The organism is Yoonia sp. (assembly GCF_017854565.1).
GTDB lineage: Bacteria > Pseudomonadota > Alphaproteobacteria > Rhodobacterales > Rhodobacteraceae > Yoonia.
Genome location: NZ_JAFMHJ010000037.1, coordinates 22304 through 29826, shown reverse-complemented (window position 1 = coordinate 29826; position 7523 = coordinate 22304). Strand labels below are relative to the sequence as shown.

Sequence of the window (7523 nt, the reverse complement as noted above, 5' to 3'; positions counted from 1 at the left end):
AGGGCACAAGATTTACCCCTATCTGCTCCGGAAACTGTCCATCACCCGCCCCAATCAGGTCTGGGCGATGGACATCACTACACCCCCCGTCTCGGCAGATTTGCTTTGCAAATCGCCTGCCGGGCAATGGATGGCGCGCGGGTTCATCTATCTCGCGGCTGTGCTGGATTGGTTCACCCGGCGCGTTCTGGCATGGCGGGTGTCGATCACGATGGAGGCTGATTTTTGCATGGAAGCTGTGGAGGAGGCGCTGGCGAAACACGGCACGCCCGAGATATTCAACACCGATCAGGGCAGCCAGTTCACCGCGACCGACTTCATCAAGGTGTTGGCCGCCCGTGAGATAAAGATCAGCATGGATGGCAAGGGGGCTTGGCGCGACAATGTCTTCGTCGAGCGTTTATGGCGGAGCATAAAATACGAGGAGGTCTACCTGCGGGCCTATGCCAGCGTGTCTGAGGCCCGCGCCGGGATTGGCCAGTTCTGACCTTCTACAACAGCCGACGGCCACATTCATCGCTTGACGGCAGAACCCCCGATCAGGCCTACTTCAACCAGCCTATGCCCGAAGCGGTAGCGGCGTAACCAAGGCGGTAATCCACTTGGAAAACGCCAGAGACCTGTTCAAACAAACCGAACCACTTCTGCGCCCGATTCAGGCCTCCAGACCGATCCTCCAAATGCGGCGCAGTTCCGAAACGCAGGTTTGTGATATGGCAAAATACCGGGCGATTTCGCAATCACTCAACCCAAGATCAACAAAAACCATGAGCGCCGTTTTTGGAGTCGGGCCAAGGGCCTGCACAGAATCCCACAACGCACGCGGAATGGCCCTGCGCCGCAACCTTGGCCGGGATTGCGACGCCGGTTGATCCGATGTTAGCTTTTTCATGTGCGTTTCGTGCCATTCATGCATTGCAAGCCCCCTGGCAAGTAAGTGTCAGCGCAGAAAAGATACCAGACACATCATCTGACCGGTTGCTGTCTTGATTGACGTGGATCAATTGCTGCATATTCTTCCAATAGCGCGGCGGGGTTCTGCTGATGCTTGATTGCGTTTACGGCGTCTGTCTGACAAATAATCGCCGATAGGGACCATCATTTGCGATCAGCACATCATGTGTGCCACTGGCAACAATATACCCAGCGTCCATCACGATAATCTGGTCTGCGTCGCGAATCGTGCTGAGACGATGCGAGATCACAATACTGGTCCGCTGCGCGAACATCTGTTGCAGATTGCTTGTGATCTCGGCCTCATTGTTTGAATCCAATGCGCTCGTGGCCTCGTCAAAAATCAGGATCTCAGGATCGGAGTACAAGGCACGCGCGATCAGGACCCGCTGTTTTTGGCCCGCACTTAGTTGCCAACCACCGCGGCCGATGCTGGTTTCAATGCCTTGGGTCAAGGTCGGCAAAAACGCATCTACATTTGCCACGTCCAGCACACGAGCCAGTTGGACGCGGTCCGGGGTGTCATGGCTGAGTGTGATGTTGTAGCCAAGCGACGCATTGAAGATCATGCCATCCTGAAACACCTGCCCAATCCGCTCGCGCCAGATTTGCGGCGCCACCTGCGACAAATCAATGTCGCCATAGCGGATAACCCCATCCGTCGGTTCGTGGAATTTTGCGAGCAGCTTGATCAACGTGGACTTTCCGGCCCCACTCGCCCCCACGATAGCGGTCTTTTTGCCTGCGGGTATGGTAAACGTCAGATCGGTCAGCACGTTTTGGGGATGCATTGGATTGTACCGAAACCCAACGTGATCAAATCGCAAATCCTGCGCCGCAAGCGCATCAAGCCGTGCATCTGCCGGGGCATTTTCCGGCTCTGCGCTTTCTTCTTGCAGTGCATCCAACCGGTTCAAGCTTAACAATGCGTCTTGCACAGACTGAAAGAATGGAACCATCTGCGACAGTGGCCCACGCATCTGGCCCAGAATGAACAGGATCGCAACAAAAACCCCCAGCGACGCATCGCCCACAATGACCAGACGCCCTGCAATCATCAAGGCAATGATCTCTCCTGCTTCCATCAAAAGAAGGGCGCCGATGCTTTGCATCTCGTCCAGACGGGCGGCACGATAGGTGCTCTCAAAACGCCGCCGCAGAAGCGATTGATAAAACCGGGTCTTCTGTCGCGTCCTGCCGAACGCCTTCAGGTCACGCACCGCCGATATGATCTCAACAGCGTTGTCCTGCACGATCCCTTCCAGCTCAAACTGTTGCAGGTCGAATTTGCGCCGCCGTTTGCCAATTGCGACAATCCACACGAGCGTGACGCCCGCAAATGCAACCACACAGGTCAGAACCATCATGCTGTAGGTGCCCAGCATTACAGCGAAGACAAGGAACGTCAGAAGCGAGAAGAACGTTGGCAATGACTGAGTCGTCAAGAACCGCTCAATCCTGTGGTGATCGTTCTGACGTTGCAGCAAATCGCCCAGACTGCGCCGCTCGAAGAAATCCATCTTGAGCTGTAGCAACTGCCGCATGAAACGGTGCACTATCTCGAGGCTGATTTTGGCCCCAAGCTTCAGCAAAAGCAGGTCACGCAGACCCCCGACCACGTTCCGGCTTAGTGAAAGGACCAGATAGCCGATCAGCAAAAGCTGCAAAAGACCTGGATTTTGCCCGCCAACGCCATCGTCGATCACACGCTGCATAATTAATGGCAGCGCCACGGCAATCGCCATTAACAAGGGAAAGACAATAAGAACAGTCAGCGCCGCGCGCCGATTTTCACGCAGGATCGGCCAAAGCGGGGCAAAGTGGGCAGTGCGAACAGTCATCGGGCCCCGATGCGTCGCGAACGTCTGTCCCGGCGCCACCATCAGCACCGCGCCTTCGGTGGCAAGCCGATCTGTCTTGACCTCACCAAACATCTTTTGGCCCAGCCAACGATCATGAAAATCCTGCCGCTTGTAGGTGACAAAACCCAATTCAGGGTCAGCGACGCGCACCGTGCTGCGTGTCACTGCCACGACAACAACAAAATGCTCTTGCAGCCAATGCGCGATCAACGGCAGCGGTAGGGTATCAAGCTGATCAGGCGTCACCCGCGCAGCTTGCGTGGCCATGCCCAGCCGATCCGCAGCGCGGGCAAGCCCCGCCATTGATACCCCGTCAATCGTCAGATCACAAAGAATACGCATCTGCGCTGTGGAAATATAACCACCATGAAAGCGGTGGATCATCTGCAAACATGATGGTCCGCAGTCCTTTGAGTCATGCTGGTATATCAGGGAAAACGCACGGGTCATGGATGTCTCGTGTGGGGATCATCTGTAAACAGCGGTGTCGGTGATGCGCGATCAGCTTGCGTTGCAAAATTATGTAGAACGTCAAAATCCCAACCATGTGCCCGCCACAGATGTGCGGACGCAATCGCGCCAAACGCATAGGAGGACAATTGCGGCGGTCGGTATCCGGGCAGGCCACCACCGCCTGCAGCCACAAAATCCGCAATCAGCGCGGCGGGCAAGGCGTCCGCAAGGGCGGCGCGCAAGATATGTTGGTCGCGTCGATAATCGCGCAAGGCCACTGCGACCTCTGCATCGCGCTTCGCGGCAACCCATGCTGCGGCAGCCGGATTGACGTCGCACAGAAACGCATGGCAGTGCCGTTCGAACGACAGCGGGATAATCTCGTCTATATCGGATGTGATCGGGGCCAGAACCGTCCCGTGTTTTTGCGCGGTCATCTGATGATAACTATGCCCAATATGATGAGCCAGTTGGATCAGGTCGTTGTAACTGCCGGTCAAGGGAACATGGATCAGCGGCAGCCCGCCATAGGTCGGCACGATTGAAAAGGCAAAACCGGCGGTGCTGGCTGTCGTGAGATTAATCCGGTCATCTGCAACCATATCCGCAACGAATGACATGATCGCGGGCATATTGAATATTTGAGTGATCAGCGGCAACAGCGGCGCATCCAACGCGACAGTGTCGGCATCGGACACATTGATGTCGGGCATAGCGAGCAGGGCGGCGTTCACCTTTGGCGCAAGGCCAAGGCTCCCGGCCACCAAGGCGCTCTTTTGTCCGTCTGACAGGTCACGCAGGTAGGTGGACAATGTTGCGGCATATGCCGTCGGATCATCTAAACCAATCCGGGGAATTGCCGGCAGATAAACTGGCGCATTTTGATGCAATGTCTGCCAGCGCCGCAATCGGTCAGGTATATCATCGGGCGACAAAGTCATTGCACAATGACGGCCGATCAGGTCAAGCGTACTTTCTGCGTCCGCCAGACGTACCGGCACATCAGCCGCGATCTGTGCGTCACAATACGGGGCCAGCGACAAGCCGACTCCAACAGCATATGCATGCTGTTGGACGGTTTCCAACTGCATCAAAAGCGCCTGTGATGGATCATCGCCCAGCATATCCGACAGGCACTGCACGCCCTGTTCCGTCAGGGTGAGATCATGGGAAATTTGCGTTGCGACAATCATTGCTGCCGCATCGGATTTGGGGCTGCAAGGCTCAGAATGTCAGGGACCCGATGCGGATCAATCCGGCGCATCAGGCCATAGGCCACACCGCTTAGCCCTGTCATCAAATCAGGCGGCGACACCTGGCGTGACGCCCCGCCGTAAATATGGCCCTCCAGAATGCTATTCACCGCGCGGGCATATGCAGCATCAACCTGCATATGCAGCCCATCATCACCCAGCACCATCGTCGCCTGATACAGGAAATCCAGATTGCCCATATCGCCATGGCACAGGCTGTGGTTATGGCCGAGTCCGCCAGACAAGGTGCTGTGCGCTGCGGCCCGCAGGTCTGCGATTATCTGCGGGTCGCGCGCCCCTGCCCGCCACATCGCCAGTCGGGCCAGCCCAATACCGGCTCCGCCGTTGCACCAGAAGTACTGGAAGTTTGACGGGTCATCGCGATCCCTTTGCGCAAGGTTTGCATAGCGCCAATCAATCCAGTTCTGCCGCTCGGGTACGAAATCTGCGTTCTCGCGCGCGCATGCCTTTGCAACCATATCGCGGCGCACCGGGTCAGGATCAATACGCTCAAGCTGACTAAATGCGAGGATCACGCCCGAAAAACCATGCGACAGGCCCGTCAACGGTTTATCGCCACCCTGCACCACCCAATAGGCCCCCGCGTCATCATGGCGGGCCATAAGGGCAAGCGCGGCACCGCAGCGGCGGGCGATACTCCGGAATCTTTCCTGGCCCGAAGCGGCAAACCCGGCAACCGACACACAGACCAATCCAGCTGCGCCAACCGTCAGATCGAACAGGCCATTATCGGCGGTGATGATCGCCAGATCATGTTCAAGAAACATAAAGGCACGATCCAAGAGATCGGGCCGATCCCACAAGGCAGCCAGATGGATCATGCAGTAGGCCGCGCCACCAAGGCCGCTCATCGCGCCGGGCGTATTGAACCCCCCCCAATCATCGGCGATCTGACGTTCCAGGTTGGCAAAGGCCTGTTCGGCGTCAGCACGCGCATCGGCCGTGCCCGTCATTTCGGCATAATACGCCAGATACAACGTGAGGCCTGAAATTCCATTGTAGAACGAAACGTCAACCGGCCCAAGCATCAGCTTTTCGTCCGGGGTTGGCGTCACGGTCAACCAATCCAGCAACCCATTGCCGCGCTGTGCATGGTGCATGACGGCGCCATGCACCATGCACAGCGCGCGGCGTGACGCATCCGATGCAAGGATGGCGTCGGATGACGGCTGATAGCTGCCCTTGCCCTCGCGCAGTTCCACCTCAAGCGTGCCACGCATGATCCAGATTTGCAGCTCCAGGTCGGGCACAGACAGCCGCCGCAACCGGTCCTGCATGGCTGCAAAGCCGGACTGGTCCAACTGATACCCCGTGCGTTGCCCCTCTGCTGTAGTCGCGTGTAATTCCTTTGGTGCTTGGGTAAAATAGGGCACATCTCCCGCCAATAATTGCTCCAGTTCATACAAGAATAAAGGAATTGTGCTGGGCGTTGCTTCTGCAGCACGCCACAAATGCAGTAGATGCACGACCAAATCATCCACCTTACCCAAAAGCGTCGGATGCCATGATTTTTCCAGTAAGGACGCGTAAACCTGTGTATCCCGTACAACCATCCGGACACGGTGATTGGCGATCCGACCCAACGGGCCATCAGACGCCAGATATGCCGTCTGGTTGTCCATCAGATAGCAATAGATGCGTCTAAACCCGCAGGCCACGTCATCCGCATAGGGCGCGGGCGCTACGGGCGCTCCATCCAGGGTTGGCCGATTAAAGAACTCCAAAGTCCCATCCGGCTGATAGTCGACCGTATTGCGTTCCGGATTGTAGCGCATCGCCATTTGCGGGGTCGGCGCACCTCCTGCAATACCGGATACATTTTCATTTCGGGCATGCTGCGGCAAGAGCAATGTACTCATCACTGAGCCAAGAAGCGCCTGCACCGCAGGGTAGTCGACTGCCTTCAAAAACGGATCATTGCGGCCCAAAAAGCTGCCGTTTTTGAATGAGAAGAACAAAGTCTCGAGATCAATGACGACCGGATATGCGCCATGGGCTATTAGATTTTCCTGATGGAAATCAAAGCCGCCCAGAACATGCAAAATCGCCAACAAACCGCCCGTGCGTTCATAAAACTTTGGGACCTCAGCCAATGACGCGCAGGGACGCGCAGCCACAAATGCAACCCAACCATATCCGTCTCGTGACAGGCTGCGGATGCGATGAAAGAACCCAGGCTCAACGCAATCGTTCAACTGCCCAAGAAGCGTGTCAAAGGCAACCTCAACAGATATATCGCGCGGCTTGTAGACCAATTTCTGATCATCGCTCAGCGTCACGATAATGACCGCCTGACCGCCATTATGCAGATCGCCCTCGCCAAAGTGCATACGGGTCGGCAGCGCTGTGGATAGGTCACACCCGAGCGCTGTGGGAATCGCGGCCCAGTCGGCAACCATACGTTTGGCAAATCGCTCAAACACCCGGACCTGTTGCGCAAAAAATAGCCCTAGCCGCTGGTCCAAGACGGGATAATCCGACAGAATACGCGCGCGCGCGTCGGGCGCCCGCAACCTGTCGCAATACGCGTCAATCGTCAGATCTGTGTCGTCCAAGCGCGTGATATGATATTCGAGCGCTGTGGTCTGTTGCACTTTCTGTGACAATTGACCCGCTAAAAAATCGCGCCAGTCTGTGTTACATAGGGTGGATAACTGGACTTTCAGCAGACTGTCCGGCAGCGTGGACAACAGTGCATTTGCCCGTTGCAGCGCTGCGGCCAGATGTCCGGCACCAACAATCCCCATTGGATCGGTATCCGCCATAAATGCGATAAGCGCCGGATCTTCTTGGGGTGGCAAACCTTGCTGTTTATGACTGTCAGGCTTGGAAATTGCCGCCAATGCCTCAGCAAACATCACACGCGAGTCGGTACGCGCAAGCGGGTGATCTGCAGGAACATAGAACGTTTCATCCCCGTCCCGCAGCGCTGCTAAGGTCGATGATGCGTCAATCAAGATCGTGGACCTGCAGCATTGTC

The 7523-nt window shown here is 56.5% G+C and carries 3 protein-coding genes and 1 pseudogene; 1 reads left to right on the top strand and 3 read right to left on the bottom strand.

Translation table 11 applies throughout. From position 1 onward, the window contains the following. Window positions 1-585, top strand: a pseudogene (locus QZ196_RS13575) (IS3 family transposase); the annotation flags it as partial. Window positions 586-1058: 473 nt separating this feature from the next. Here QZ196_RS13575 and QZ196_RS13570 read toward each other — a convergent pair. The 3 genes from QZ196_RS13570 to QZ196_RS13560 are packed head-to-tail and all read right to left on the bottom strand — an operon-like array spanning window position 1059 to window position 7401. Then, window positions 1059-3266 (bottom strand): peptidase domain-containing ABC transporter, encoded by a 2208-nt coding sequence (locus tag QZ196_RS13570; protein WP_296427279.1) that lies wholly within the window; start codon window positions 3264-3266, stop codon window positions 1059-1061. Next, window positions 3263-4462: a hypothetical protein gene (locus tag QZ196_RS13565; protein ID WP_296427276.1), complete on the bottom strand. Its 1200-nt coding sequence runs from the start codon at window positions 4460-4462 to the stop codon at window positions 3263-3265. Before QZ196_RS13565 ends, QZ196_RS13570 begins: the two co-directional genes overlap by 4 nt. Next, window positions 4459-7401, bottom strand: coding sequence for a type 2 lanthipeptide synthetase LanM family protein (locus QZ196_RS13560; RefSeq protein WP_296427282.1), 2943 nt, complete (start codon window positions 7399-7401; stop codon window positions 4459-4461). Before QZ196_RS13560 ends, QZ196_RS13565 begins: the two co-directional genes overlap by 4 nt. Window positions 7402-7523 lie beyond the last annotated feature (122 nt).

What these genes read in the sequence shown, in the direction of transcription:
- QZ196_RS13570 (WP_296427279.1), bottom strand. Translation starts at nt 3,266, where the DNA reads ATGACCCGTGCGTTTTCCCTGATATACCAGCATGACTCAAAGGACTGC.
- QZ196_RS13565 (WP_296427276.1), bottom strand. Translation starts at nt 4,462, where the DNA reads ATGATTGTCGCAACGCAAATTTCCCATGATCTCACCCTGACGGAACAG.
- QZ196_RS13560 (WP_296427282.1), bottom strand. Translation starts at nt 7,401, where the DNA reads ATGTTTGCTGAGGCATTGGCGGCAATTTCCAAGCCTGACAGTCATAAA.